The 667-nt window shown below is 62.8% G+C and carries 1 pseudogene; it reads left to right on the top strand.

The features are described from left to right. Window positions 1-667: pseudogene (locus EN750_RS37685) on the top strand (DNA-binding protein); the annotation flags it as partial.

Here is a 667-nt window from a genome sequence, read left to right as displayed (position 1 = left end):
AGACAGGTTTTCGATCTCGGACGATCACGCGCGCCAGGAACAGGTCTGGGAGCGGATTGCCAGCTCGCACACGCAGGAACCCTATTACATCAGGCGCCTGCTGACCGAAACGACGGTCCGAGCTGATGATCGCCGGGCCGTCTATGTCGGTGCCGAAGCCTATGAAGCGGCTGGAGGCGTCATCCTTCGCGATCTGTTCGAGCAGGATTCCGGCGGCTGGTTCCAGGATGCCGCACTCCTAGAGCAGCTTGTCTTTGACAGGCTGAAGGGGGATGCCGAGGCGATCCGCGCCGAAGGCTGGAAATGGGTGGAGGCGGCGATCAGCTTTCCCTATGGCCACACCTCCGGCATGCGGCGCATCTACGCCGAGGCGCAGGAGCTCAGCGCCGAGGAGATCGAACGGTACGACGCGCTGAAGGCCGAATACGACAAGCTGGATGCGGACTATGCCAAGGCCGAGGATGCCGACGAAGCAATCGAGGCGAAGCTCGACCAGCTGGGTGCCGAGCTCGATGCGATCGATGATCGTCCTCAAAGCTACGATCCCGCCCAGAAGGTGATTGCCGGTGCGTTCGTTACGCTTGCCGCGAACGGCAAGCTCCAGGTCGACGCCGGTTTCGTTCGGTCCGAGGACGAGCCGCGGCCCGAAACCAGCGACGTCGATGAG

The organism is Mesorhizobium sp. M7A.F.Ca.ET.027.03.2.1, from assembly GCF_003999175.1.
In the GTDB taxonomy this organism is placed as follows: domain Bacteria; phylum Pseudomonadota; class Alphaproteobacteria; order Rhizobiales; family Rhizobiaceae; genus Mesorhizobium.
The sequence above is the reverse complement of the archived record's forward strand: the minus strand, read 5'-3'. Positions and strand labels throughout refer to the sequence as shown.